Origin of the sequence: Streptomyces sp. NPDC048254, assembly GCF_043201895.1 — a bacterium.
Classification (GTDB): domain Bacteria; phylum Actinomycetota; class Actinomycetes; order Streptomycetales; family Streptomycetaceae; genus Streptomyces.
The window spans coordinates 612,878-636,085 of sequence record NZ_JBICZJ010000002.1 but is presented as its reverse complement, the minus strand read 5'-3'; the positions used below and the strand labels follow the sequence as shown (position 1 = coordinate 636,085).

Below are 23,208 nucleotides of genomic sequence, written 5' to 3'. Positions count from 1 at the left end.
TGCTCTTCGGCTTGGTTTCGGCGTGTCTGGGCTGCGACTTGGCACATTAACCGACCTAAGTTGGTCCGGTGGAGCATCACAGGACCCGTCCCCGACAGCACGGACAGCGCCGTGGGGCCCCCCGCGCGCCCCTGCCGCCGCAGGCCGGACGGCGGCCGGCGACGCCCGAGCGCCGGCCGGCCCCGGGAAGGTCCGGTACGGCGGCGGCCGGCCCCCGGCGACCACCTGGCCCACGGCTCACCGGACTCGGCGGCGGCCTGTTCTGCGCGGCCGCGATGTTCCTGCTGGGCTTCCTGGACGCCCTGCTGTTCGGGGCGTCCCTGACGGTGTACGGCGTACTGTCCCTGCCGGTGTGCGCGCTGACCGCGCTGTGGGTGCGCGGGAGCGATCTGCTGACCGCCCCCGTCGTCGTCCCGATCGCCTTCGCCACCGGCCTGCTGACCGTCGCCGACGACGGCGGCGGCGGGTTCCTGGGCGGTGTGATGGGCCTGGTGACGGCCCTGTCCACGCAGGCCGGCTGGCTCTACGGCGGCACGCTGGTCGCCGGGGTGATCGTCATCGTCCGCCGGATCCGGCTGATCCGGAGCCGGCGCGGAGGCTGACCCCCGGGCCGTCCCCGGCTGTCCCCGGTTCTCTCCGGCCGTCCCCGGCTGTCCCCGGTTCTCTCCGACTGTCTCCGGCTGCCCGCGGCTACTTGGCGTGGTGCGCCGCGCGCATCGCCGCGCCCACGATCCCCGCGTTGTTCTGCAGCTGCGCCGGCACGATCTCGGCCCGGATGCCCTCGATGAGGGGCAGGAACTTGTCGGCCTTGCGGCTCACGCCGCCGCCGATGATGAACAGCTCCGGAGTGAACAGCATCTCGACATGGGCGAGGTATTTGGTGACCCGGCGTGCCCAGTGCTCCCAGGTGAGGTCGTGGTCCTCCTTGGCCTTGCTGGAGGCCTTCTTCTCGGCGTCGTGGCCGTCCAGCTCCAGGTGGCCCAGCTCGGTGTTGGGAACCAGCTCGCCGTCGGTGAACAGGGCGCTGCCGATGCCGGTGCCGAAGGTGAGCAGGATGACCACGCCCTTGCGGTCCCGGCCGGCGCCGAACTGCATCTCGGCCACGCCCGCCGCGTCCGCGTCGTTGACCACGGTCACCGGCAGGCCGCCGAGCCGGTCGCTGAACAGCGTGCGCGCGTCGGTGTCGATCCAGCTCTTGTCGACGTTCGCCGCCGTACGGATATGTGTGCCGTCGCTGATCACCCCGGGGAAGGTGAGCCCGACCGGGCCGGTCCACCCGAAGTGGTCGATGACCTGCTTGACCCCGTCGGCGACGCTGTCGGGCGTCGCCGGATGCGGGGTGAGCACCTTGCAGCGCTCCTGGGCCAGGTCGCCCTTGTCCAGGTCCACAGGAGCGCCCTTGATCCCGGAACCACCGATGTCCACGCCGAAGATCTGCATGGCTCCACGCTACGTCGTACGACTGACAGTCACGACGCCGGACGGCCCCCGGTCACACCGTCGTACGAGCGCCGTTCAGGCCTCGGTGCCGCTGCCGCCGCGCTCGGCGACCAGGGCGGCCGCCTCTTCGCGCAGGTCACGGCGGAGTTCCTTGGGCAGCGAGAAGGTGATGGACTCCTCGGCCGCCTTGACGATCTCCACATCGCCGTAGCCGCGCTCGGCGAGCCACGCCAGGACCTCCTCGACCAGCACCTCCGGGACGGAGGCGCCGGAGGTGACGCCGACCGTGGTCACGCCGTCCAGCCACGCCTCGTCGATCTCACTGGCGAAGTCGACCAGGTGGGCGGCGCGGGAACCGGCCAGTTTGGCGACCTCCACGAGGCGCTTGGAGTTGGAGGAGTTGCGGGAACCGACCACGATGACCAGCTCGGCCTCGGCGCCCATCTGCTTCACGGCGAGCTGACGGTTCTGGGTGGCGTAGCAGATGTCGTCGCTCGGCGGCGAGATCAGCTGCGGGAACTTCTCCTTCAGCGCGTCGACCGTCTCCATGGTCTCGTCGACGGAGAGCGTGGTCTGGGAGAGCCAGACGACCTTGGACTCGTCGCGGACCTCGACCTTGGCCACGTCCGCCGGGCCGTCGACGAGCTGGATGTGGTCGGGGGCCTCGCCGGAGGTGCCGATGACCTCCTCGTGGCCCTCGTGGCCGATCAGGAGGATGTCGTAGTCCTCGTTCGCGAAGCGGACGGCTTCCTTGTGGACCTTGGTGACCAGCGGGCAGGTCGCGTCGATGGAGGCGAGGCGGCCGCGCTGGGCCTCCTCGTGGACGACGGGGGCGACGCCGTGCGCGGAGAACATCACGATGTTCCCCGGCGGGACCTCCTCGGTCCGCTCGACGAAGACCGCGCCCTTCCTCTCCAGGGTCTGCACGACGTACTTGTTGTGGACGATCTCGTGCCGGACATAGATCGGGGCCCCGTACTGTTCCAGGGCCTTCTCGACGGCGATCACGGCGCGGTCCACACCCGCGCAGTAGCCACGGGGGGCGGCGAGCAGGACACGGCGGCCAGGCGAAGCAGTCATGGCACCCATCGTAAGGCCGGGTTCGGGGGGCGAGATCGCGTCCCGGTGACGATCCCGGGGAGACCGACGACGGCGTCGCCCGGGGCGGAGCAACGGTGTCGGTGCCGGTCGCGCGGTGGCGGGCTGAGTGACGAAGTCTTGTCGGTGGGCGCCGTTACGCTCGGCGCATGGCTTTGAACACGTCTGTCGAAACGCCTGTGCCTGTCGGCGAGATTTCCCGGTTGATCGGCGGGTGGATCGACCGGCTCGGTGCCGTGTGGGTCGAGGGGCAGATCACCCAGCTCTCCCGGCGGCCGGGGGCGGGTGTGGTGTTTCTGACGCTGCGGGATCCGTCGTACGACATCTCGATCGGCGTCACCTGCTACCGGCAGGTGTTCGACGCCGTCGCCGATGTCGTCGGTGAGGGCGCCCGGGTCGTCGTCCACGCGAAGCCGGAGTGGTACGCGCCGCGTGGGCAGCTGTCGTTGCGGGCGGCCGAGATAAGGCCGGTCGGGGTCGGGGAGCTGCTGGCGCGGCTGGAGGCGCTCAAGAAGGCGCTGGCCGCCGAGGGGCTGTTCGCCGCCGCGCGGAAGAAACCGCTGCCGTTCCTGCCGCAGCTGATCGGGCTGGTGTGCGGGCGGGCCTCGGCCGCCGAGCGGGACGTCCTGGAGAACGCCCGGCACCGGTGGCCGGCGGTGCGGTTCGAGGTGCGGAACGTGCCGGTGCAGGGCGTGCACGCCGTGCCGCAGGTCGTGCAGGCCGTGAAGGAGCTCGACGCGCTCCAGGACGTCGACGTGATCATCGTGGCGCGCGGTGGTGGCAGCGTGGAGGATCTGCTGCCGTTCTCCGACGAGCAGCTGGTGCGGGCCGTCGCCGAGTGCCGTACGCCCGTCGTGTCCGCGATCGGGCACGAGCCCGACAGCCCGCTGCTCGACTTCGTCGCCGACCTGCGCGCCTCCACCCCCACCGACGCCGCCAAGAAGGTCGTACCGGATGTCGGCGAGGAGCTGGACCGGGTGCGGATGCTGCGGGACCGGGCCCGGCGGTGCCTGGACGGGCTGGTCGGGCGGGAGGAGCGGGGGCTGGCGCACGCGCTGGCGCGGCCCGTCATGGAGGACCCGCACCGGATGGTCGACGAGCGGGCCGATCATGTCGCCTCGCTGGTGGACCGGTCGCGGCGCACCCTCGGGCATCTGCTCGACCGCGCCGACTCCGAGCTGACGCACACGCACGCGCGCGTGGTGGCGCTCTCCCCCGCCGCCACGCTGAAGCGCGGTTACGCCGTGCTGCAGAAGGACGACGGCCAGGTGGTACGGGGCAGCGCGGAGGTCGAGCCGGGCGAGGCGCTGCGGGCGCGGGTCGCCGAGGGGGAGTTCACGGTGCGGGTGGACGGCTGAGATGCCGCACGGGTCGCACGGGTCGTACGAGTCGATGGGGAAGGTGGACGCATGAGCGGCAAGACGGAAGAGACGCTCTCCTACGAGCAGGCGCGCGACGAGTTGATCGAGGTCGTACGGCGGCTGGAGGCCGGCGGGACGAGCCTTGAGGAGTCCCTCGCGCTCTGGGAGCGCGGCGAGGAGCTGGCCCGGGTGTGCCGGCGGTGGCTGGAGGGGGCGCGGGCCCGGCTGGACGCGGCGCTGGCCGAGGAGGAAGAGGGCGCGGAAGGGGGCGCGGAGGGGGAGTGAGCGGGGCGGTGTGAGCGGGCGGTGCCTGTGAAGCGGATCACCAGGTTCCGACCGTTGTTGAAGGTTGAACCTTCTCGGCGTATGGTCGTGCCGTCAGCCTATCCGGACCGCGGTCCGGATTCGACGGATCGTGACCTCCAGGAAGTCAGAAGCCATGTCTCTTGTTCTTGACCCCGCCGCCCAGGACCTGCTGTTCCGCGAGGCCCGCACCGCCAACACCTTCACCGACGAGCACGTGTCCGACGAGCAGGTCCAGGCCATCTACGACCTGGTCAAGTACGGCCCGACCTCCATGAACCAGTCGCCCCTCCGGGTGGTCCTGGTCCGCTCCCCCGAGGCCCGCGAGCGCCTGGTGCAGCACATGGCCGAGGGCAACCAGAAGAAGACCGCCGCCGCCCCGCTGGTCGCGATCCTCGCCGCGGACAACGAGTTCCACGAGGAGCTGCCGCAGCTCTTCCCGCACTTCCCGCAGGCCAAGGACGCCGTCTTCGGCGACCGCGCGGTGCGCGAGGGCAGCGCCGCCCTGAACGCCGCCCTCCAGGCCGCGTACTTCATCATCGGCGTCCGCGCCGCCGGCCTCGCCGCCGGCCCGATGGGCGGTTACGACGCCGCGGGCATCCAGAAGGAGTTCCTGGACGACGACCACACCCCGGTGATGGTCGTCAACATCGGCAAGCCGGGCCCGGACGCCTGGTTCCCGCGCTCTCCGCGCCTGGCGTACGACGACGTCGTCACGACCGTCTGAGCCACCCCGCACACGTGAGAGGCCCCCGGCGACGACCACTAGAACGGAAGACGGCGCCGGGGGCCTCTCCACATCAGAACGGACGGGTCAGGACATCCGCAGTGCCGCGGCCATCTTCGTCAGCTGGGTGAACGAGGCCGTGCCGGCCACCACCGTCGTGGAGCCGGGGGTGTTCTCCAGCACCAGCGCGTCGTAGCGGCCGCCGGTGTAGTGCGTCCAGGTGCGGTCGCCGATCTTCTCGGTCGTCTTCGTCGCCGACGCGCCCTGACTCGCGTCGGTGATGAAGTCCGTGACGGGCTTCTGAGTCGACTGCTCGATCTGGACGTACTGACCGTCGGGGGTCTGGTAGCCGAGATGCCAGCGGTCGCCGGCCTCGCCCTGGAAGCGGACCGAGGTCGCCTTCCAGGCGCTGGGCAGGCCCTCCGGCGCGGCCACCGGGTAGGTCGCCGCGCGCCGAGCCGTCAGCAGCTCGACCCGGTAGTCGACCCGCTGGATGTCGGGAGCGTGATCGTCATGCGGGACGAGCAGGTAGATGAAGCCCGCCGCGAGACCGATCAGGGCCAGGGAGAGAATCATGTCCCGGACCGTCTTCTGCTTGCCGTTCGTGCCTGCCACGTCCCCTATCGTCGCAGGTGCCCGCTGCGCTCATCCGTGGGGTCCCCTGCTCATTTTGTCAGCCTGGCGATAGAGTCGACAGGAACCCTCATCCGGCCGTCGTCGTATCAGAAAGGTGCGCTCCGATGACCGAGAACCATCATCACCTGCCGTCCGAGCTCGATGTCCCCTCCGAAGCCCCCGACCGCAACCTCGCCCTGGAGCTCGTCAGGGTGACCGAAGCCGCCGCGATGGCCGCCGGTCGCTGGGTGGGCCGCGGCGACAAGAACGGCGCCGACGGCGCCGCGGTACGCGCGATGCGGACCCTCGTCTCCACCGTCTCGATGAACGGCGTGGTCGTCATCGGGGAGGGCGAGAAGGACGAGGCCCCGATGCTCTTCAACGGGGAGCGCATCGGTGACGGGACCGGTCCCGAGGTCGACATCGCCGTCGACCCGATCGACGGGACCACGCTGACCGCGAAGGGCATGCCCAACGCGATCGCCGTGCTGGCCGCGGCCGAGCGCGGTGCCATGTTCGACCCGTCCGCCGTCTTCTACATGGACAAACTGGTCACGGGCCCGGATGCGGCGGACTTCGTCGACATCAACGCGCCGGTCTCCGTCAACATCCGGCGGGTCGCCAAGGCGAAGCGGGCCACCCCGGAGGACGTGACCGTCGTCATCCTCGACCGGCCGCGGCACGAAGGAATCATCAAGGAGATCCGCGAGGCCGGCGCCCGCATCAAACTGATCTCCGACGGTGACGTCGCCGGCTCGATCTACGCGCTGCGCGAGGGCACGGGCGTCGACATGCTGCTCGGCATCGGCGGTACGCCCGAGGGCATCATCTCCGCGTGCGCCGTGAAGTGCCTGGGCGGAACCATCCAGGGCAAGCTGTGGCCCAAGGACGACGAGGAGCGGCAGCGGGCCATCGACGCCGGGCACGATCTGGACCGGGTGCTGACGACCGAGGATCTGGTGACCGGGGAGAACGTGTTCTTCGTCGCCACCGGGATCACCGACGGTGAGCTGCTGCGCGGCGTGCGGTACCGGTCGGAGACCGCGCTGACCGAGTCCATCGTGATGCGGTCGAAGTCGGGGACGGTACGGCGGATCGACTCCGAGCACCGGCTGCGCAAGCTGCGGGCGTACAGCGCGGTCGATTTCGACCGGGCGAAGTAGCGCCGACGGGGAGAGGCTGCCGACAGCACGCGGCTACTGCTGCGTTGTGGCTGGTCGCGCAGTTCCCCGCGCCCCTGACGGGGCGCTGCCCCCTCACCGCGTTCAAAAGGCGCCCTCTGTGCGGAGAGGGCGCCTTTTGCCTAGCCCGCCTGTGCTATCCGGTTCGTCGCCGCCGCTCGTGCCGCCTTCTTCAGTTCCATGTCGCGGCGCCTGCGCCTGGCCAGGACCACGCGGCGTTCCGCTGCGGTGAGGCCGCCCCAGACGCCGTACGGCTCGGGCTGGAGCAGCGCGTGTTCGCGGCACTCGACCATCACCGGACAGCGGGCACAGACCCGTTTGGCCGCCTCCTCCCGGGACAGCCGGGCGGCGGTTGGTTCCTTGGAGGGTGCGAAGAACAGGCCTGCCTCGTCGCGCCGGCACACCGCCTCGGTGTGCCAGGGTGCGTCTTGGTCCCTGTCCCGCGCCGGCACCCGCTGGGCCGGAACGGCAGCTACCTGCAGGGACGAATGCGGCGGTTGCAGCACGGGTCTACTCCTGACGACGGCTTCGCGAGCGAGAGACGATGCAGCAAGGCCTACCCGCTGTGCGCGGGCCTATGCACAGCGTCCTCAACAGCCGTGGCGGGGCGGCTTGTTCACGATCCCGGGCACCGTCCGTCGAGCAGTGATTCGCGTCCGTCAACGGTCCAGGTGTTTGCGCAACTTCCTGTCGACCTTGTCCTGAACCCGGTCCAGGATGTCCTCGATGAACTTCCCGCGCTTCGGCCGCGCCTCCACGTTGCCGAGCACGGCCCACCCCTCGACGTAGACGACCGGCGCGTCCGAGTCGACCGAATCCAGCGTGTCCGCCTCGAAGTTGCCCAGCACACCGCCGCCGGTGCCACGCAGCGAGACGTTCTCCGGGACGCGGATCTGGACGTCGCCGAAGATCGAGAACGCCCTGATGACGACCTGCTGGTACTCGAAGATCGCCTCGGTGAGGTCGAGCTCGATGGAGCCGAAGACCGCGTACGCGTGCAACCGGCGGCCCGCCCGCCAGCGGCCCCGGCGGCGGGCGCTGCTGAAGACGGCCACCACGTTGCTGTCCGGCTCGACGGGGATCGCGCCGGGCGTCGGCCGGGGCGGGACCGGCGTGTAGGCCGACGCGGCCGGGCCGGCGTGGGCCGCCGGCAGGTCCCGTATGAAGACCTCCAGCTCGCCCACCGTCTTGGCGCTCAGCACGCCTTCCACGCGCTCGGCGTGCTCGTCGGCGGTCAGGCGCCCCTCCGCGAGGGCCTCCCGCAGGATGTCGGCGATGCGGTCACGGTCGGCGTCCGAGGCGCGCAGCTCGGCGACCGGCGTTCCGGCGCGCTCCTGAGGGGTCTGCTTCTGAAGGTCCACGGCAGCAGAGTACCGAAACGCGATAGATCGCGACTAGGGGTGTGGACAACCTCGGGCGTGTCGAACTGAGCCTTACCTCACAAGCTCCGTGTCGGAGCCAGGTTCTACGCTGGAGAGCGCTCGCCAGCGTCGGCGGGCGGCCGTCCGCCAGAGTGAGGAATGGGCTGAGATGCCTGAGTTCGCGTATACCGATCTGCTCCCCCAGGGCGAGGACACCACCCCGTACCGGCTGGTGACCTCGGAGGGTGTGTCCACCGTCGAGGGACCGGACGGGCGGACGTTCCTCAAGGTGGAGCCGGAGGCGCTGCGCAAGCTGGCCGAAGAGGCGATCCACGACATCCAGCACTACCTGCGGCCCGCCCACCTCGCCCAGCTCCGGCGGATCATCGACGACCCGGAGGCGTCGGCCAACGACAAGTTCGTCGCGCTCGACCTGTTGAAGAACGCGAACATCGCGGCGGCCGGCGTGCTGCCCATGTGCCAGGACACCGGCACGGCGATCGTCATGGGCAAGCGCGGGCAGAACGTGCTGACCGAGGGCGGCGACGAGGCGGCGCTGAGCCGCGGCATCTACGACGCCTATCTGAACCTCAACCTGCGGTACTCGCAGATGGCTCCGCTCACCATGTGGGAGGAGAAGAACACCGGGTCGAACCTGCCCGCCCAGATCGAGCTGTACGCGGCCGACGGCGGCGCCTACAAGTTCCTCTTCATGGCCAAGGGCGGCGGCTCGGCCAACAAGTCGTTCCTCTACCAGGAGACGAAGGCCGTCCTCAACGAGGCCTCCATGATGAAGTTCCTGGAGGAGAAGATCCGTTCGCTCGGTACGGCCGCCTGCCCGCCCTACCACCTGGCGATCGTCGTCGGCGGTACGAGCGCCGAGTACGCGCTGAAGACCGCGAAGTACGCCTCCGCGCACTACCTGGACGAGATCCCGGCGGAGGGCTCCGAGCTCGGCCACGGCTTCCGGGACAAGGACCTGGAGCAGAAGGTCTTCGAGCTGACGCAGAAGATCGGGATCGGCGCGCAGTTCGGCGGCAAGTACTTCTGCCATGACGTGCGCGTGGTCCGGCTGCCCCGGCACGGTGCGTCCTGCCCGGTCGCCATCGCCGTGTCGTGCTCCGCGGACCGCCAGGCCGTCGCGAAGATCACCGCCGAGGGCGTCTTCCTGGAGCAGCTGGAGACGGACCCGGCCCGCTTCCTCCCCGAGACGACCGACGAGCACCTCGACGAGTCCTCCGACGTGGTGAAGATCGACCTGAACCAGCCGATGGACACGATCCTCGCCGAGCTGACCAAGTACCCGGTCAAGACGCGGCTCTCCCTCACCGGCCCGCTGGTCGTCGCCCGTGACATCGCGCACGCGAAGATCAAGGAGCGGCTCGACGCGGGCGAGGAGATGCCGCAGTACCTGAAGGACCACCCGGTGTACTACGCCGGTCCGGCGAAGACCCCCGAGGGGTACGCCTCCGGTTCCTTCGGTCCTACGACGGCCGGTCGCATGGACTCCTACGTGGAGCAGTTCCAGGCCGCCGGCGGCTCCAAGGTGATGCTCGCCAAGGGCAACCGCAGCAAGCAGGTCACCGACGCGTGCGACGCGCACGGCGGCTTCTACCTGGGCTCCATCGGCGGCCCGGCCGCACGGCTCGCCCAGGACTGCATCAAGAAGGTCGAGGTCGTCGAGTACGAGGAGCTCGGCATGGAGGCCGTCTGGAAGATCGAGGTCGAGGACTTCCCGGCGTTCGTCGTCGTCGACGACAAGGGCAACGACTTCTTCACTTCGCGGGAACCTGAGCAGCCGACGTTCACCAGCATCCCCGTGCGGGGTCCCGGCCTCGGCTGACCCGGCGGAGCGACGCCTGAAGAGAGCCCCCGGCACCCGGCGAATTCCAGGGGTCGTTGCAACACAGGTGATCAACTGGCTGTGGCCGGGAGCTTAGCGAGACGCTCGGCTGGGGTTTCCCAGCCGAGCGTTTTGCGTGGGCGGCTGTTGAGTTCGGCGGCGACGGCCGCCAGGTTCTCGGGAGTGTGGGCTGCCAGGTCGGTGCCCTTCGGGAAGTACTGTCGCAGCAGGCCGTTGGTGTTCTCGTTCGAGCCGCGTTGCCAGGGGCTGGCCGGGTTGCAGAAGTAGACCGGGATGTCGGTGGCGACGGTGAACGCCCGGTGGGCAGCCATCTCCGAGCCCTGGTCCCAGGTCAGGGACCGCCAGAGGTGAGGCGGGAGGGTCTGGACAGTCGCGGCGAGCGCGTCGCGGGTGGCCAGGCCGCTGTGGCCGGTCGGCAGGTGGACGAGCATCAGGTAGCGGGTGGACCGCTCGACGAGTGTGCCGATGGCGGACTGGCCGTTCCTGCCGATGATCAGGTCGCCTTCCCAGTGGCCGGGGACGGCTCGGTCGGCTGCTTCGGCAGGCCGCTCGCTGATCATGACCATGTTCTTGATCGGCCGGTTGACGCGCTTGTTGGAGAGGCGGTGCGGCCGTCGCATGGCCCTGCCGGTCCGCAGCGAGCGGGTCAGTTCGCGGCGGAGTTCACCGCGGCCCTGGACGTAGAGGGCCTGGTAGATCGTCTCGTGGACCACGTGCATCTCCGGCCGATCGGGGAAGCGGGCCCGCAGAGCCTGGCAGATCTGTTCAGGGCTCCACCGCATCGTCAGATGTTCCTGGATGAAGTCCCGCAGCTCGGGGTTCTGGCCGATCTTGCCGACCTTGGGGCGGGCTCGTCTGTGTCGCGCCCGATTGTCGGCGTGGAAGGGCCGGTAGGAGAAGCCGCCTCTGGGCATCGGCCGGCGGTTCCGGCCTATCTCCCGGCTCACGGTCGACGGACTACGGCCCAGCTCGACGGCGATCTGCCGGATGGACGCCTTCTCCCGCAGCCGGTCGGCGATGTGGATGCGCTCCTCCTCGCGGAGGTATCTCGACGCGAGAGAAGCCGGTTCCCTCCGGTCTGTCGCCTCCTCGGGCTGCTGCCCAGGGACCGGCTTCTTCCCCTTGCCCGGCGAGTGGTGGCCGTTGCGCCACTTCTTGCCGGTCCGCAGGTTGATGCCGACGATGCGGGCCGCTTCCCGGGTGCTGTAACCCTGCTCCATGAGCTGGAAGTATGCGGCTCGCTCGGCGACCAACCTGCGGGGCCCCTGAGGCTTCCGCTCGTCCCGAATCTCGAAGTCCATCGCATCCCCTGAGCTGGGGTGTTGCAACGACCACTAGAACGGAAGCCCGCCGGGGGCTCTTGTCGTCTGACCTGGCCAAAACCGCACTCTTGACGCCGCATCGCGTGCGTCGCGAGGGTTCGTTGCGTAGAAGTCCGTGCAACCCACTTAGCCCGGGAGGCTGCTGTGTCGCTACGGTTCATCGCCAAGGACCCGAACACGGATGGGGCGAACTGCCCCACCGTGTGGGTTGACGAGGAGAAGCAAGAGATCGTGATGCAGGGTTGGACGGTGGACGAGGCCACGCGTGCCGAGTGCCTGAAGTCCGGTCCCATCCCCGACAGTGAGACCGTCGTCCGGCTGCCCATGCGTATGGCTGCCGCCATCCGGGAGGCATGCGATGCCGCAGACGGCACCGCCGTTCGCTGAGCTGCTGGCGAACTGTCAGCGGTCCGCCGTGCATCTGGAGATGCGCGACTTCTACGACGACCCCGACGAGGCTCCGCGCGTGGCCGCGTGGAAGGCCGGGTATCGGCCCGACCCGAACGACCGTGCGTCGTGGTGGCGTCCGTGGCTCGACATGGTGTCGGAAACCGTCTCCCATGGCGTGGTCATCCGTCGCGCCCGAATCGTCTCGGAGCCCGTGAGCGAGTACACGCGCTACCTCTACGACGGCACGTTTACCAACGTCGCCGCTGGTGAGCAGATCCGTTGGCTTCCCCGCCGGAACGCGTCGGACCTTGCCCTGCCGGGCAACGACTACTGGTGCTTCGATGACCGGTTGGTGAGGTTCGGCTACTTCTCAGGTGAAGGTGTCTACCTCGGCGACGAGGTGGACGACCGTCCCGAGGTGGTCAAGCTGTGCGCCTCGGCGTTCGAAGCCGTCTGGGACCGAGCCATTCCGCACGACCGCTACAAGATCTGAGGCCCGACAGCACCAATGGCCCGTTCCCCGTCGTCCAGCGTCCAGGCTGCCCGTGAGGCGCTCGCAGCACGTCTCCGGGAGGTCCGCCTAGACGCTGGGCTGACCGCGCGGGAGGTGGCCCTACAGGCCGGCTGGCACCCCTCCAAGGCGAGTCGGCTGGAGAACGCGGTTACGCCACCGTCCGATGCTGATATCCGCGCATGGTGCGGTATCTGCGGAGCTGACGGCCAAGCGGCCGACCTGATCGCTGCTTCTCGCTCGGCTGAGTCCATGTATGTCGAGTGGCGCCGCCTACAGCGCACGGGACTGCGTCGACTCCAAGAGTCATACGTACCGCTCTTCGAGCGCACGCGGACTTTCCGGATCTACTGTTCCAACGTTGTGCCGGGGCTGCTCCAGACCCCGGCCTACGCTACGGCGCTGCTCTCCGAGATCACCCACTTCCGGCAGTCCCCGAACGACGTGACCGAAGCCGTCGCGGCCCGCATGGATCGGGCGCGCGTGCTGCGCCAAGGTGACCACCGTTTCGCGATCCTCGTTGAAGAAGCCGTCTTGCGGTACCGCATGGGCGACGCCGAAGTCATGGCCGGGCAACTCGGGCACCTGCTGTCGATCATGTCCCTTCCGGCGGTATCCCTGGGAGTCGTGCCGTTCACGGCTTCGCGGCACATGTGGCCGCTGGAGACGTTCAGCATCTACGACACCGAGCAGGCCCAGGTGGAGCTACTGACTGCCGCTGTCAACGTCACTGCTCCCTCAGAGGTCGGGCAGTACGCCGAGGCATTCGATCGGCTGTCCGAGATTGCCGTCTACGGGGGCTCAGCGCGCGCCCTGATCACCGATGCCATAGGGGCCCTCGGGTAACTCGCGTGCAATTCTGTAGAACTTCGTAGAGCCCAACCGTGGCCCGTTCCTAGCTTGTTGGCCACGGAGCGCAGCTACGAGGAGCGGGCAACCATGGCGAGCGAAGCGAGAGCACGACTGGCCCGGGATGTGGCAGACCACGGAGATGACGGGCGGCTACTGGTCTTCAAAGATGCCGACGACCCGCTAGGGAACAGCGCGGAAGGCGCAGACCTGGCCCCGCATTCCGACGTCGGCAGTCCCCGCCCGACGCTGAGGGAGCGAGTAGCGGAAGCCAACCGGCAGAGCCGCTTGGGCCGACCGTGACCACAGCCTTGGAGCGCCCGAAGAAGCGGCGGGCAGGCCGTACTGGGTACGAGGGCAGGGCCCCCGGCATGATCGAGTGGCTGAACGCCATGGCGACCATTTGCGGTACGTGCTTCGGTCACCGCGAAGTCTGGTGCCCTGGCTGTGCGGGCTTCGGGGGGTGCTGGACGTGCAACAACCGGGAGAAGGTTCGGTGCCCGCAGTGCGCGGGCGGGAAGCTCGACGGTTGGAGATGGTGAGGCGATTCATTGGCCGCATAGCTTGGCCAGCCGTCGTGTTCGTTACCTGGCTCGCCTGCGGCCTGATCATCACGCTTGCCGCGACGCACAACCTATGAACTCCCGCCCCCGGTTGGTGGAAACCGTGGACAGGTCGAGCAGCCGGGGCGGGTTGTACGACAGCGCGGGGACCGTATCCCCGCTGTTCGGAGAAGGGAACGGCAGCATGAGCAGAGTCCCCGAATTCGAGTTCGTCAGGACGGCGGCATGCCGTGACGCACGGGTGAACAACTGCCCTGAGGTGGCGCTGAACGTGCCCGGCGTGGTGGCGCTGCGGGACAGCGAGCGGCCCGAGACCATCGTCACCATGACAGCCGCGCAGAGGTCCGACCTGACGGTCGCTGTGAAGGCAGGTGAGTACGACCTGAGCGCCTGAGAGTAAGTCCCGTGCCGAAGTGCCCCCGCTGTAACGCCGAGTGCCCCATGGACCCCGAGAACGGGTTGCCGTGGTGCGCGCGGTGCGGGGCGTTCTTCTGGCTCTCACCGCCTGCCTGCCGGGGCTTGTGGTGGTGGCGTAACGCTGCCACCCGTGCCCCCGACCGGCCACGCGAGCACTGAGCGGGCCCACTGTCGGCCCCGTCCGTCTGTCGTTCCCCCGTGGCAGATGGGCGGGGCTTCCCCGCGTCGCAGCGATGGCCGTATAGGGAACGAAGGAACCCCCGGCCCGAGAGCGCGGGGGTTCCTGTCGCGCTGCTGCGCCTACTCGGAGAGGTGGCGGTAAACGGTGGCCTGCCCGACCCCGAGAGCCTTAGCGATCGCCCCGTAAGACTCACCAGCGGCCCGGCGAGCCTTGGCCGCCGCGATCATGTCTTCGGTCATGGCCTTGGGCCTGCCACCGGTGCGGCCCTGAGCCTTGGCCGCTTCCAAACCGGCACGGGTGCGCTCCACGATCATGTCTCGCTCAAGCTCGGCGAAGGCGACCATCATCGTGAAGAAGAACTTCCCCTCGCCCTTCGGCGAGTAGCTACCGGCGAGAGTGCCAGTGAGGATGCGCAGGGCGATGCCTCGGGCGTGCAGATCCTCGGCGATCGTCAGCACGTCCTTCGTGGACCGTCCAAGGCGGTCCAGCTTCCAGACGACGAGCGTGTCACCCTCGCGCATGTAGTCGAGTGCGGCCAGGAGGCCCGCGCGGTCGATGTTCTTACCCGAAGCCTTGTCTTCGAAGACTCGGGCACAGCCGGCCTCAGCCAGAGCGTCAGCCTGAAGCTGCGCATCCTGCGCCTTGGTGCTGACCCGCTTGTAGCCGATCAGGTGACCGGTGGTGGTGTTCGTCCCCATGCCCCGATCATTCCAAAACCCATTCCGAAACCCAAGGCTTCAGAGCAAGGTTCTGGAATGACTTTTGGAACGACCTGGGGCCCGAGAGTGGCCCCTTCGGCCACTGATCCACTAACCACCGTTTTCGAGACGGATCTACGGGTCCCCCACTGAGCGACGTGGGCGCATGTCCCCTCTTGGGGGGTCTGGCCCCCGTCTCGGATGACCTGGTCTGGTTCGTTGTTGATCCCAGTTGATCTGGGTCGTCAGCCTGCGTCTTGCGGCATCGAAACGATGATCACGCGGTGCGCTGGCTGTGCACGGCGTCCTGATCACTGGACTACTGTGTCGAGGCATGAACGCGGACCGCTGGTTAGCAGACACCCGGACTTCCTACGACACGGTCGCGGTCAGCTATGCCGACCGAATACGCGAGGCTTTGGCCAGGGAACCGTACCTTCGAGCGGCTCTGGCGTTGTTCGCCGACTTGGTGCACGCCGCTGGCGGCGGGCCGGTGGCGGACGTGGGCTGCGGACCTGGACACGTCACCGCTCACCTGCATGAGTTGGCTGTGGACGCTTTCGGTATCGACCTCTCACCCGTGATGATCGACGTAGCTCGGCGCGACCACCCCGGCCTGCGGTTCGAGGTGGGCTCGATGACAGACCTCGACCTCGCCGACGCTTCGGTTGTCGGGCCTGCTCGCTTTTTGGACGTTGATTCACGTCCCCGACGATGCCGTCCCCACGGTCTTCGGCCACTTCCGGCGGGTGTTGCGTCCCAGCGGACCACTGCTGCTCGGCTTTCACGTCGGCGACGAGTCGAGGCTGAAGACGCAGGGCTACGGCGGTTATCCGATGAACGTCTACGTCCACCGCCGCCAACCCGACCAAGTGGCGGCCTGGCTACGCGAGGCTGGGTTCACGGTCGAGGCCCAAATGCTGCTCGACCTTGATGAGAGTGTTCCAGGGGCGGTCCTTTTCGCGCGCCGTCAGTCCTAGCCCCGCCAGCGTCCCGGTTGCGACCGATAGGACAGCGCAATCCAGATATACGCGGGAGGGGTCGCTACGATGCGTTAAGCATAGGCGCAGATTCCCACCAGTTCGGGTTAATGTGCGGCCGTGCGCTCGGAAGGAAGGGCGCGGGTGCCCGGAAGGATGCCTTCAGAGTTTCAGACCCCCCTTCCCAGCTCTTTCCGGTGGCCAGGGCCACTGTGGGAGCCTCCACGACCTGAACACCGGCGCCTTCCCCGTCAGCCGGCCGAAATCCCCTTGACGGTGTCAGTACCGTGGATCGCATGGGTTGGTCGCTGAGCTATCTGAAGCCGCGTGAGCCACGGTTGTTGGACGCGCTTTTCCTGTCGGCTGGTCGCGCGTTGCATCTGGCCAATGCCTTCGAGTCGAAGTGTCAGTACGTCTTGCGGATGGCCAACCTTGCCGAGGCTGCACAAGCCGACCCGGTGTTGGGTCTGCAAGAGATGACCAACGGTCTGCCCCCGGACAAGATGCTCGGGGGAACGTTGCGAGACCTAGCGAACACATCGCTCGGCTCGTGAACCTCCGCCTTCGACGCCCTCGATGGGGCGAGGAAAGCCCGCAACTTCATTGCGCATGAAGGAGCCTCGGTAGGCTCAATATCTGCCGTGAGTCAAGGCGACATCTTGGAGCATGCAGCGCGGCTGCGCGCTGCTGTAGCCGATCTAGCCTTGGGCGACAACGTCGTGTCGCAATGGTGCTTCCACCTCGATGAGCCGAAAGACTCTCTTCCGAGGATGCTGATAGACGCTTACCCAACCATGGTCGATGGTTGGGTGTTTGGTCACTTCGGCGGCCTACTCGACGCCGAGGACGACTCGTCCTCAGACGTCGTTGAAGCTGAGTAATTCTGTCTCGCAGATAGAGGCACCTTCCACGGGGTGCCTCTAGGTTGCTATGAAGCCTGGCCTCCATTCCTCGGCCAGGGCGAGACGCGAACGCTAGTAAGCTTCTATAGAGCAGCGCCCTTAGAGGGGCGCTGCTTCTGTCTAAGGCCATAAGTTCCCTGGCCTTGATCGGCCAGGGCATAGCTGCGCAGCGGAGCGCAGCAGCTAACGGCCCCCGAGGGGGCCTTACTAAGGCCATAAGTCGCCGAGGGCCGTTCAGGCAGCCTCGGTGAACCATTCCCGGTCATCGATCCAGCCCAGGCACTCCGAGGAACGGTCACCCGCCAGGAGGCGGAACGTCGTCTTCGCCCCGCGCTTGCTCCCAACCGTCTCGACTTCGAGCCATCCGGCATCGATCAGGGCCTTCACTCCACGCTCGGTATAGCGGCGAAGGTTCCCGGCCCGGTCGCGTACGCCGACAGCATCGGCAAGCGAACGCCACGGAACAGTCACCTCGGATTCGTCGCCGCAGAGGCGGGCTATCTGCCGGGCCACGGCCTGACCGCTACGTGGCACGCATAGAACCGCGTCGGCATACCACAGGGCGGCTTGCCCGGTCGGGGGAGCCGTCTCGGTGGCAAGGGCGAACCCGCGCTTTCGCAGCTTCACTCTGCGCCCCGCGATAGCGTCCGCGTACTGTTCGGCAAAGGTCATCGGTCAGGTTTCCTTTCGGGGGATGCGAGAACAGAAAAGGCCCCGGTTATCCGGGGCCGCTGTGCGGTCTTCTATGCCTAGGTTTTAACCCGCCAGGGGTGGCGGAATCAAGGAAGAGCGTTTAAACGGTCAGGGGGCCGAGCGTGGGCATGGAAAGGCCCCCTGTTTGTAAGCACGTGAATGGGCTCCGCTGTACGGACGAGAAGTGGCTCCGCGGCGTAAGAAGTTGATCTGGCCCCACCCGACGGTCAGAGAGCCGTGAAAGGCTCGACGGATGGACTATGCGTTCGATGCTCCTCCCGTTGACCGGGAGCTTCTGGACTTCGCCGTTTGCCTCGCCGGTCGTGCCGGACAGATGTCAGCACAGGGCTTCTTCAGCGATGACTGGCACAGCCGCCTCAAGGAGGACGGCACCGAGGTCACCGAGATCGACGTGGCGGTCGAGGAGCTCATCAGGGATGAGTTGAGTCGGCGGGTGCCGGATGACGGGATCTTCGGTGAGGAAGGGGGTGTGACCAGCGGGTTATCGGGACGGCGTTGGATCATCGACCCGATCAACGGCACGAAGTACTTCACCCACCGAGTGCCGTTGTTCTCGAACGATCTCGCCTACGAGGACGAGCACGGGCCGGCTATCGGCGTGATCAACATGCCCATGAGCCAGCAGATGATCGTGGCGGGTCGGGGCCTGGGCTGCTGGGTGCTGCCTGGTCCGGAGCCCGACCTGCGGTCGGGCCGCCGCGCCCAGGTCACGGACCGGACCGGCCTGGGAGGGGCGAGGACGCTGATGCACAACCCGGCCGGATGGCCGGAGGAACTCCTTTGCGCTCTTCACCGCCGGGTCCTGCTGGTGCCCTCAACGGGCATGATCGCGGCCCTGGTGACGGGCCGGGCCGATGCCGGCGTCATCGCCGGTCCGCCGATGGGCTACGAGGACGTCGCTCCGATGCCGGTCATCGTCACAGAGGCGGGCGGCCGGGTGACCGACCTGAGCGGAACGTCCGTGCTGGAAGGCGACATGTCAGTGCTGGTCACCAACGGTCGGCTGCATGAGGGGTTCTTGCAGTTGGTGAAGGGGCTGCCTCGCAGCCGCGACTTCCGCGTTCTCGACGAAGGTGAGTAGTACGGCAGGCCGCGAAGCAGCCTGGCGACGTTTGCATGAGTGGGCCGACATGCAGGCCCGCGACGTGCCCTCTTTGGAGTGAATGCACTGGTCCGTCCGCCCGGCGACGGCAGGGTTTGTGCGTCGATCACGGTCATGTCGGAGGCCGTGGTGCTTGATCACGGTCGTGTCGGGAGGCCGGGATGGGTTTGTCGCGGACAGAACTGTTCGCTGCGATCCGGAGGGACAAGCGTCTCGATCCGGAGTTGTCGCAGCGGGCACTGGCGGCGAAGTACGGGGTCCACAAGCGGACGGTGCGGCAGGCGCTGACGTCCGCGGTTTCCCCCGCCGAGGAAGAAACCGGTGCCTCGGGCCACGGTCCTTGACCCGGCCAAGGCGTGGATCGACGCGATGCTGCGGGAGGACACGACCGCGCCGCGCAAGCAGAAGCACACCGCCCGCAGGGTCTACCAGCGTCTCGCGCAGGAGTACGGCTTCGACCAGGCGTCGTACTCCACCGTCTGCGACTACATCGCGATCCGCAGGCCGCAGATCGAAGCGGAGGCACTGGAAGGGCGCCGGCATCTGACCGGCATGGTCCCGCAGGTCCATCTCCCTGGCGAGGAAGCCGAGGTGGACTTCGCCGATGTGTGGGTGCGGCTGGCGGGCGAGGTGGTCAAGTGCCACCTGTTCACGCTGCGGCTGTCGTACTCCGGCAAGGCCGTCCACCGTGTCTACGCCTCACAGGCCCAGGAATCCTTCATGGAAGGCCACGTCGAGGCGTTCAACGTGCTGGGCGGCATTCCGACCCGGCACATCCGTTACGACAACCTCAAACCGGCGGTCAACCGTGTCTGCACCGGCCGCAGCCGGGTGGAGTCGGAGCGGTGGCTGACCTTTCGCGCCCACTACGGCTTCGACGCCTTCTACTGCATTCCCGGACAGGACGGCGCCCACGAGAAGGGCGGAGTCGAGCACGAGGGCGGCCGTTTCCGGCGCACGCACCTGGTCCCGGTCCCCGAGGTCGCCACGCTGGACGAGCTGAATGCCAGGCTCGCCGAGATCGACGCGGTTGAGGACGAGCGGATTCTGGCGGGCCGACTGACCACTGTCGGCTTCAACTTCGTTGCTGAATATGACCAGTTGGCACCGCTGCCGCTGGAGGAGTTCGAGTGCGGCATCACGCTGACGCCGAAGGTGGACCGCAGCAGCCGGATCACGGTCCGCCAGTGCCACTACTCGGTGCCGGCCCGCTTCATCGGCCAGAACGTGCGCGTGCTGCTGCGGGGCAACGAACTGCTCGTCTTCGAACGGCGGGAGGTCGTCGCCCGCCACCCGCGGCTGACCCGCCGGGGCGACTTCCGTGACGAACTCGACCACTACCTGGAGATCCTACTGGCCAAGCCCGGCGCCATGGCCGGCTCCACCGCGCTGGTCACCGCCCGGCAGAACGGTTCGTTCACCGAGGTCCACGAAGCGTTCTGGGCCGCGGCCCGGGCCGCCCACGGGGACGCGGTCGGGACCCGGGCTCTGATCGAGGTCCTGCTGCTGCACCGCCGGATGCCCGCGGCCGCCGTCGAGCAGGGCATGGCCGCCGCGATCCGGGCGGGTTCCACCAGCGCGGACGTAGTCGCTGTCGAGGCCCGCAAAGCGGCCACGCTGGCCCCGCCCCCATCCGAGGACCTGGACGACGCAGGCGACCCACCGCCCTGGGCCGAGCCCAGCGGCGTGGTGTCGCTGACGGCCCGCCGGGCCCAGCTGCCTGAGGACAAACGGCCGTTGCCGGACGTCGCCCACTACGACCAGCTCCTGACCCGTCAACCGAAAGGCACCGCATGAGCACGACCGAGACCACGGCCCAGGTTCCCCCGCCCCGCCGGGACACGGGACCGGAGGAGGCCGTGGACACGGCCATCGACGAAGCCTGCCGGGCCCTGCACCTGCCCACGATCCGCCGCCGGATCCAGGAGATGGCCGCCGAGGCGATGCGCCAGCGGTCCAGCTACAAGGACTTCCTCGCCGACCTGCTGGAGGCCGAGTGCGCCGAACGTGAGGAACGGCGCAAGCAGCGGCTGGTCAGGGACGCCAGCTTCCCCCGCCCCAAGCGGCTGGAGGACTTCGACTTCGCGGAGAACCCCAACGTCACCCCTGAGATCGTCGGCACCCTGTCCGACCCAGCCTGGGTCAAAGCAGGACAGCCGCTCTGTCTGATCGGCGACTCCGGCACCGGCAAGTCCCACCTGCTGATCGGGATCGGCACGGCCATGGCCGAAGCCGGGCTCAAGGTCCGCTACACGACCACGGTCAACCTGGTGAACGAACTCGCGGAGGCCGCGGACGAGAAGAAACTCACCCGAACCATCGCCCGCTACGGCCGCGTCGACCTGCTCTGCCTGGACGAGTTCGGCTACCTCGACCTGGACAAGGCCGGGGCCAAGCTGCTGTTCCAGATCTTCACCGAGAGGGAAGAACGCCGGGCCATCGCGATCGCGTCGAACGCCCCGTTCTCGGAGTGGAAGCAGACCTTCACCGATCCCCGTCTCTGCACGGCGATCGTGGACCGGGTCACCTTCAACGCGCACATCGTCGAGACCGGAACCCAGTCCTACCGCTTCGCGCAGAGCCAGCGGAAACGCCGCCGCTGACCCACACCGACAACTGCGGCCGGCCTCCCTTCCAGGAGGCCGGCCGCAGCCGTTTCGGGCCCGGCCGTCAAGTCCCAGTGCCGGCCGCGCACCATCGCCCGTTCTCGTCCAGCCGCCACGGTCACCGGGAGGTCCGCAACCTGAGCCGAGTCGGGTCGGCAACCCTCCACGCACCTGTCGGGGGCGCGCTGGCGGAGGTCCACCGAGGCTTCAAAACTACCGTCAACACCCCCCATCCCGGCCAGCGGAACCACCCGATCGAAGTGGGGCCAAATCACCTTGCTACAGGGGCGTGAATCACACCACCGCACGCCCCCTCCAGCCCCCGACCGGGGCCAAAAGAACTCCGTGCAGCGGAGCCCAAAGAAGTGCTTACAGACAGGCCCCCGAAGCGTTTACACGCGACGGGGGCAAGGGTTGGGAGCGTGGGCGGCCCTACCTACTTCCGCTTATAAGCCATCTGCTTCGGCAGAATGTATTCCGCTTCCGGCTCGATCAACCAGTATCCCTCGGGAACTTGAAGCCCGGTTTCCTTGGCGATCTCGGCAAGCTCAGCCATCTTGCAGACGACTCGTCGGCTCCCGTCTTCCGTGGCCCCCACCGTCACAGTTATGCCGTGCCGTTGCAGGAACACACGCTTCTGTTCGTCATCCTTAGTCGTCCACTCTTCGGAGTAAGTCCGACCCGTCTCCTTCCAGGCCGGGGCATCCTCGGCAGTCTTGATTTCCTCCCTCAGGCGTTCAACCTTGGCCGACTGGAATTCGTGTTGCCCCCAGTAGCGTTCAACCTGAACGTCGGTCTTGAACCGGCCAGCTAGGTAATCGGCTTCCAGTCGGTCTAGCGTCGCTTCGGCCTCGGCAAGCTCGACCTTGGCCTGACTGATCGAATTACCGGCCCGCTCCATAACCGGGAGCGGGCCGAGAGTGAACTTCACGAAAGTCCCAACCGCCATGTCTAGGTCATCGCGGCGAATGCGGCCAGGGTTTGAGCACGTTCCGGTGTTGACGTTGTTGCAGGCGTAGTAGTGATGCACGCGGCCGTTCGGCTTCGTCTTCTTGTTGGACGACATCCGGGCGCCGCAACCCTGGCAGGTAGCCACACCGCCCAGCATCGACCGTGAAGGGGTGGACCGCCTAACCGGACGATCACTCTTGAGGGCGGCCACGAATTCTGACCACTCGGCAAAATCCATCAACGGATCATCAGTGATCCGAACGTTCTCGCCGTTTTCGTCTACGACGTTCTCGCCCTTGTACGTGTAGATGCCGGCCACCGTGGGATTCATAGCTATGGCGCGAATCGCGTTGGCAGTCCAGGCAACGCCCCTCGGATCTTCCCCCTTCACGATTCGAAGATGATCCCGCCAAGTGGGAACGCCACGCTTATTCAGATCAAGTGCGATCTTGTACGACGACCAGTCGCCCTTTAGTCGCTCGACAATCTCTCGGAACAGTTCCGCATACGTGTGGTCCTGAACGAGCTTCTTTCCGCCGCCTTCCTGCCGTTCGAAGCGGTACCCGTACGGCTCGACGCCACCGATCCAAACGCCCTTGGCCTTGCGGGCGGCCGAGCCAGAAAGCGCGCGGGCGCGAATGGTGTCCAACTCGCCTTCGGCAAAGGCGGCGATGATCTGAGCGAACATCTTGCCCATGGGGGTGGACATGTCGATGCCCTCGGTCACGGACACGATGGACTTCCCGTGCTTCTGGCACCACTCGAAGACCTCGGCGAAGTGGCCCGCCTTCCTACTGAGGCGGTCGAGCTTCCAGACGGCCAACACGTCCCACTCGTCGGCCCGCTCGTTGAACCAAGGACCGAGGCCCGGTCGCTTGAAGGGGTGCATCGCACCGGACACGTCCAGGTCTTCCGCCCAGCCCGCAATGCGACCGTCCACGGCGGGGCCAGCAGTCCAGTGCTCTACGGCCTGCCGCTGCTTCTCGGGACTGGTGGTGTCGTCCTTGAGGATGGACAGGCGGACAGCGCCCAGGACCCTCGGATGCTTGATCATGGCGGCGATCGTACGAGG

The 23,208-nt window shown here is 67.7% G+C and carries 22 protein-coding genes and 2 pseudogenes; 15 read left to right on the top strand and 9 right to left on the bottom strand.

Annotation, left to right across the window (positions count from 1 at the left end):
* Positions 1–68: 68 nt before the first annotated feature.
* The gene (locus tag ACGFZQ_RS08240; protein WP_351741726.1) at positions 69–602 is read left to right on the top strand and encodes a DUF6542 domain-containing protein; all 534 of its coding nucleotides are present in this window, start codon (positions 69–71) and stop codon (positions 600–602) included.
* Positions 603–690: 88 nt separating this feature from the next.
* Here ACGFZQ_RS08240 and ppgK read toward each other — a convergent pair whose 3' ends face one another.
* Both ppgK and ACGFZQ_RS08230 read right to left on the bottom strand, forming a co-directional pair.
* A complete protein-coding gene (gene ppgK / locus ACGFZQ_RS08235) occupies positions 691–1,440 on the bottom strand; it encodes a polyphosphate--glucose phosphotransferase (RefSeq protein WP_393839651.1) in 750 nt (249 codons plus the stop codon).
* Positions 1,441–1,515: 75 nt separating this feature from the next.
* Positions 1,516–2,529: a 4-hydroxy-3-methylbut-2-enyl diphosphate reductase gene (locus ACGFZQ_RS08230; protein WP_351741721.1), complete on the bottom strand. Its 1,014-nt coding sequence runs from the start codon at positions 2,527–2,529 to the stop codon at positions 1,516–1,518.
* Between the two features lie 158 nt (positions 2,530–2,687).
* Here ACGFZQ_RS08230 and xseA point away from each other — a divergent pair, with 158 nt between their 5' ends.
* The 3 genes from xseA (at position 2,688) to ACGFZQ_RS08215 (ending at position 4,929) form a co-directional block, all read left to right on the top strand.
* Complete coding sequence (gene xseA, locus ACGFZQ_RS08225) at positions 2,688–3,896, top strand: exodeoxyribonuclease VII large subunit (RefSeq protein WP_393839650.1); 1,209 nt, start codon at positions 2,688–2,690, stop codon at positions 3,894–3,896.
* A gap of 51 nt (positions 3,897–3,947) precedes the next feature.
* Positions 3,948–4,184: an exodeoxyribonuclease VII small subunit gene (locus ACGFZQ_RS08220; protein ID WP_351741716.1), complete on the top strand. Its 237-nt coding sequence runs from the start codon at positions 3,948–3,950 to the stop codon at positions 4,182–4,184.
* A gap of 154 nt (positions 4,185–4,338) precedes the next feature.
* Positions 4,339–4,929 (top strand): malonic semialdehyde reductase, encoded by a 591-nt coding sequence (locus ACGFZQ_RS08215; protein WP_351708662.1) that lies wholly within the window; start codon positions 4,339–4,341, stop codon positions 4,927–4,929.
* A gap of 87 nt (positions 4,930–5,016) precedes the next feature.
* Here ACGFZQ_RS08215 and ACGFZQ_RS08210 read toward each other — a convergent pair whose 3' ends face one another.
* Entirely contained in the window at positions 5,017–5,544 is a 528-nt protein-coding gene (locus tag ACGFZQ_RS08210) for a DUF4245 domain-containing protein (protein ID WP_351741711.1), read from the bottom strand.
* A 125-nt stretch (positions 5,545–5,669) separates the two neighbouring features.
* On the opposite strand from ACGFZQ_RS08210, the gene glpX reads away from it, so the two are divergent.
* Positions 5,670–6,707 carry a class II fructose-bisphosphatase gene (gene glpX / locus ACGFZQ_RS08205; RefSeq protein ID WP_351741708.1) on the top strand — a complete coding sequence of 346 codons (1,038 nt, stop codon included), beginning with the start codon at positions 5,670–5,672 and terminating at the stop codon, positions 6,705–6,707.
* Between the two features lie 140 nt (positions 6,708–6,847).
* On the opposite strand, the gene ACGFZQ_RS08200 is transcribed toward glpX, so the two are convergent.
* Together ACGFZQ_RS08200 and ACGFZQ_RS08195 are read right to left on the bottom strand one after the other, a co-directional pair.
* A complete protein-coding gene (locus ACGFZQ_RS08200; RefSeq protein WP_351741706.1) occupies positions 6,848–7,231 on the bottom strand; it encodes a WhiB family transcriptional regulator in 384 nt (127 codons plus the stop codon).
* A gap of 153 nt (positions 7,232–7,384) precedes the next feature.
* Entirely contained in the window at positions 7,385–8,086 is a 702-nt protein-coding gene (locus ACGFZQ_RS08195; RefSeq protein ID WP_351741704.1) for a DUF1707 domain-containing protein, read from the bottom strand.
* Positions 8,087–8,255: 169 nt separating this feature from the next.
* On the opposite strand from ACGFZQ_RS08195, the gene ACGFZQ_RS08190 reads away from it, so the two are divergent.
* Entirely contained in the window at positions 8,256–9,929 is a 1,674-nt protein-coding gene (locus tag ACGFZQ_RS08190) for a fumarate hydratase (RefSeq protein ID WP_393839649.1), read from the top strand.
* 71 nt (positions 9,930–10,000) lie between these two features.
* Here ACGFZQ_RS08190 and ACGFZQ_RS08185 read toward each other — a convergent pair whose 3' ends face one another.
* Positions 10,001–11,170, bottom strand: coding sequence for an IS30 family transposase (locus ACGFZQ_RS08185; RefSeq protein ID WP_393839875.1), 1,170 nt, complete (start codon positions 11,168–11,170; stop codon positions 10,001–10,003).
* Positions 11,171–11,416: 246 nt separating this feature from the next.
* Here ACGFZQ_RS08185 and ACGFZQ_RS08180 point away from each other — a divergent pair, with 246 nt between their 5' ends.
* From ACGFZQ_RS08180 to ACGFZQ_RS08165, 4 genes are all read left to right on the top strand, one after another.
* Positions 11,417–11,659: a hypothetical protein gene (locus ACGFZQ_RS08180; RefSeq protein WP_362437867.1), complete on the top strand. Its 243-nt coding sequence runs from the start codon at positions 11,417–11,419 to the stop codon at positions 11,657–11,659.
* The gene (locus ACGFZQ_RS08175) at positions 11,631–12,155 is read left to right on the top strand and encodes a DUF6879 family protein (protein ID WP_362437865.1); all 525 of its coding nucleotides are present in this window, start codon (positions 11,631–11,633) and stop codon (positions 12,153–12,155) included. Before ACGFZQ_RS08180 ends, ACGFZQ_RS08175 begins: the two co-directional genes overlap by 29 nt.
* 15 nt (positions 12,156–12,170) lie before the next feature.
* Positions 12,171–13,019 carry a helix-turn-helix domain-containing protein gene (locus ACGFZQ_RS08170; RefSeq protein ID WP_393839648.1) on the top strand — a complete coding sequence of 283 codons (849 nt, stop codon included), beginning with the start codon at positions 12,171–12,173 and terminating at the stop codon, positions 13,017–13,019.
* Between the two features lie 750 nt (positions 13,020–13,769).
* Positions 13,770–13,979 (top strand): DUF397 domain-containing protein, encoded by a 210-nt coding sequence (locus tag ACGFZQ_RS08165; protein ID WP_393839647.1) that lies wholly within the window; start codon positions 13,770–13,772, stop codon positions 13,977–13,979.
* Positions 13,980–14,302: 323 nt separating this feature from the next.
* Here the strand turns inward: ACGFZQ_RS08165 and ACGFZQ_RS08160 are convergent, their stop codons facing one another.
* Positions 14,303–14,881 carry a recombinase family protein gene (locus ACGFZQ_RS08160; RefSeq protein WP_393839646.1) on the bottom strand — a complete coding sequence of 193 codons (579 nt, stop codon included), beginning with the start codon at positions 14,879–14,881 and terminating at the stop codon, positions 14,303–14,305.
* 334 nt (positions 14,882–15,215) lie between these two features.
* Between ACGFZQ_RS08160 and ACGFZQ_RS08155 the strand changes: the two are divergent.
* Both ACGFZQ_RS08155 and ACGFZQ_RS08150 read left to right on the top strand, forming a co-directional pair.
* Positions 15,216–15,861: pseudogene (locus ACGFZQ_RS08155) on the top strand (class I SAM-dependent DNA methyltransferase).
* A gap of 296 nt (positions 15,862–16,157) precedes the next feature.
* Positions 16,158–16,415, top strand: coding sequence for a hypothetical protein (locus ACGFZQ_RS08150; protein WP_393839645.1), 258 nt, complete (start codon positions 16,158–16,160; stop codon positions 16,413–16,415).
* Between the two features lie 582 nt (positions 16,416–16,997).
* Here ACGFZQ_RS08150 and ACGFZQ_RS08145 read toward each other — a convergent pair.
* Entirely contained in the window at positions 16,998–17,435 is a 438-nt protein-coding gene (locus ACGFZQ_RS08145) for a hypothetical protein (RefSeq protein ID WP_393839644.1), read from the bottom strand.
* Between the two features lie 274 nt (positions 17,436–17,709).
* On the opposite strand from ACGFZQ_RS08145, the gene ACGFZQ_RS08140 reads away from it, so the two are divergent.
* The 3 genes and pseudogenes from ACGFZQ_RS08140 to istB all read left to right on the top strand — a co-directional run bounded on the left by ACGFZQ_RS08140 (position 17,710) and on the right by istB (position 21,182).
* Entirely contained in the window at positions 17,710–18,558 is an 849-nt protein-coding gene (locus ACGFZQ_RS08140) for an inositol monophosphatase family protein (RefSeq protein ID WP_393839643.1), read from the top strand.
* Between the two features lie 182 nt (positions 18,559–18,740).
* A pseudogene (gene istA, locus ACGFZQ_RS08135) lies at positions 18,741–20,376 on the top strand (IS21 family transposase).
* On the top strand, positions 20,373–21,182 hold the full coding sequence (gene istB, locus ACGFZQ_RS08130; protein ID WP_393839642.1) for an IS21-like element helper ATPase IstB: 810 nt from the start codon (positions 20,373–20,375) through the stop codon (positions 21,180–21,182). The pseudogene istA and the gene istB overlap by 4 nt, the downstream one beginning before the upstream one ends.
* 439 nt (positions 21,183–21,621) lie before the next feature.
* Here istB and ACGFZQ_RS08125 read toward each other — a convergent pair whose 3' ends face one another.
* Positions 21,622–23,190, bottom strand: a complete 1,569-nt coding sequence (locus ACGFZQ_RS08125; protein WP_393839641.1) for a recombinase family protein — start codon at positions 23,188–23,190, stop codon at positions 21,622–21,624.
* Positions 23,191–23,208: the final 18 nt, after the last annotated feature.

Excerpts from the sequence above, each read along its gene's own strand:
- ACGFZQ_RS08175 (WP_362437865.1), top strand. The coding sequence starts at position 11,631 with ATGCCGCAGACGGCACCGCCGTTCGCTGAGCTGCTGGCGAACTGTCAG.
- ppgK (WP_393839651.1), bottom strand. The coding sequence starts at position 1,440 with ATGCAGATCTTCGGCGTGGACATCGGTGGTTCCGGGATCAAGGGCGCT.
- ACGFZQ_RS08125 (WP_393839641.1), bottom strand. The coding sequence starts at position 23,190 with ATGATCAAGCATCCGAGGGTCCTGGGCGCTGTCCGCCTGTCCATCCTC.
- ACGFZQ_RS08140 (WP_393839643.1), top strand. The coding sequence starts at position 17,710 with ATGGACTATGCGTTCGATGCTCCTCCCGTTGACCGGGAGCTTCTGGAC.
- ACGFZQ_RS08230 (WP_351741721.1), bottom strand. The coding sequence starts at position 2,529 with ATGGGTGCCATGACTGCTTCGCCTGGCCGCCGTGTCCTGCTCGCCGCC.
- ACGFZQ_RS08170 (WP_393839648.1), top strand. The coding sequence starts at position 12,171 with ATGGCCCGTTCCCCGTCGTCCAGCGTCCAGGCTGCCCGTGAGGCGCTC.
- istB (WP_393839642.1), top strand. The coding sequence starts at position 20,373 with ATGAGCACGACCGAGACCACGGCCCAGGTTCCCCCGCCCCGCCGGGAC.
- ACGFZQ_RS08190 (WP_393839649.1), top strand. The coding sequence starts at position 8,256 with ATGCCTGAGTTCGCGTATACCGATCTGCTCCCCCAGGGCGAGGACACC.
- ACGFZQ_RS08220 (WP_351741716.1), top strand. The coding sequence starts at position 3,948 with ATGAGCGGCAAGACGGAAGAGACGCTCTCCTACGAGCAGGCGCGCGAC.
- ACGFZQ_RS08150 (WP_393839645.1), top strand. The coding sequence starts at position 16,158 with ATGGGTTGGTCGCTGAGCTATCTGAAGCCGCGTGAGCCACGGTTGTTG.
- glpX (WP_351741708.1), top strand. The coding sequence starts at position 5,670 with ATGACCGAGAACCATCATCACCTGCCGTCCGAGCTCGATGTCCCCTCC.
- ACGFZQ_RS08215 (WP_351708662.1), top strand. The coding sequence starts at position 4,339 with ATGTCTCTTGTTCTTGACCCCGCCGCCCAGGACCTGCTGTTCCGCGAG.
- ACGFZQ_RS08165 (WP_393839647.1), top strand. The coding sequence starts at position 13,770 with ATGAGCAGAGTCCCCGAATTCGAGTTCGTCAGGACGGCGGCATGCCGT.
- ACGFZQ_RS08145 (WP_393839644.1), bottom strand. The coding sequence starts at position 17,435 with ATGACCTTTGCCGAACAGTACGCGGACGCTATCGCGGGGCGCAGAGTG.
- ACGFZQ_RS08160 (WP_393839646.1), bottom strand. The coding sequence starts at position 14,881 with ATGGGGACGAACACCACCACCGGTCACCTGATCGGCTACAAGCGGGTC.
- ACGFZQ_RS08185 (WP_393839875.1), bottom strand. The coding sequence starts at position 11,170 with ATGGAGCAGGGTTACAGCACCCGGGAAGCGGCCCGCATCGTCGGCATC.
- xseA (WP_393839650.1), top strand. The coding sequence starts at position 2,688 with ATGGCTTTGAACACGTCTGTCGAAACGCCTGTGCCTGTCGGCGAGATT.